Origin of the sequence: Vibrio sp. EA2 (assembly GCF_033042495.1) — a bacterium.
Taxonomy (GTDB): domain Bacteria; phylum Pseudomonadota; class Gammaproteobacteria; order Enterobacterales; family Vibrionaceae; genus Vibrio.
Genome location: NZ_JAWLID010000024.1, coordinates 27,984 through 29,227, shown reverse-complemented (window position 1 = coordinate 29,227; position 1,244 = coordinate 27,984). Strand labels below are relative to the sequence as shown.

Sequence of the window (1,244 nt, the reverse complement as noted above, 5' to 3'; positions counted from 1 at the left end):
GTTTATTGCACAAGTCGCGGTTGGTCGTCGTGAAAAGCTCTCCGTATTTGGTAACGACTACCCAACGCCGGACGGTACAGGTGTGCGTGATTACGTCCATGTAATGGATCTGGCTGATGGCCACATTGCGGCACTGAAAGCTGTGGGGCAGAAAGCGGGCTTGCACACATACAATCTAGGGACTGGTAAAGGTTCTAGCGTACTTGAAATGGTGGAAGCTTTCGGTGCCGCCTGCGGTAAACCTGTGCCTTACGAATTGTGCCCGCGTCGTCCAGGTGATATCGCCGAATGTTGGGCGAGCACAGACAAGGCAGAGCGTGAGCTTGGTTGGAAAGCAACACGCAGCGTTGCTGAAATGACGGCCGATACTTGGAATTGGCAATCTAACAACCCACAAGGTTACTAATTTTCATCCGGTGCAGTGCGTCGGACTAGTAAGAAGAATAAGTTGAGTAAGTAAAATGTCGAACGTTGAATTTAACCCAGTGGATCACCCACACCGCCGTTACAACCCACTAACGGGTCAATGGATTTTAGTGTCACCACACCGTGCAAAACGTCCTTGGAGTGGGGCGGATGAGAAAGCGGCGATTGATGAGCTACCAAGCTACGATGAGAAATGTTTCCTGTGTCCGACAAATGAGCGTATCTCTGGCGATGTTAACCCAGATTATCAGGGCACGTACGTGTTTAATAACGATTTCGCTGCTCTGATGGTGGACTCACCAGATGCGCCAGAATCAGACAACCCACTATTCAAAACCCAAGGTGTACGTGGTTTGAGCCGAGTGATTTGTTTCTCTCCTGACCACAGCAAAACCTTACCTGAACTACCGGTAGACAAAATCCGTGGCGTGATTGATACGTGGAACGAGCAAATTGAAGAGCTAGGTAAAGAGTATGTTTGGGTCCAAGCGTTTGAGAATAAGGGTGAAACCATGGGCTGTTCTCAGCCTCACCCACACGGTCAAATCTGGGCGAACAGTTTCTTACCAAATGAGATTGAACGCAAAGAGCAAAACCTAAAGGCTTACTACCAGGAACACGGTAGCAATCTGCTGGTGGATTACGTACAAGCTGAGCTAAAAGATGGCTCCCGTGTCGTCGTTGAAACCGAGTATTGGTTGGCGGTTGTCCCTTACTGGGCGGCGTGGCCATTCGAAACCATGCTGTTACCGAAAACACACATCCGCCGTATGAGTGAGTTAAACAATGAGCAGCGTGACGACTTGGCGGTAGCAATT

Annotated in this window: 2 protein-coding genes; both read left to right on the top strand. The window is 49.5% G+C overall.

Annotated elements, in window-relative coordinates; all coding sequences use genetic code 11:
- A partial coding sequence (locus RXX31_RS23400) for a GDP-mannose 4,6-dehydratase (RefSeq protein ID WP_317592034.1) occupies positions 1–406 on the top strand: 406 nt, incomplete at its 5' end.
- Between the two features lie 55 nt (positions 407–461).
- A partial coding sequence (gene galT, locus RXX31_RS23395) for a galactose-1-phosphate uridylyltransferase (RefSeq protein WP_317592033.1) occupies positions 462–1,244 on the top strand: 783 nt, incomplete at its 3' end.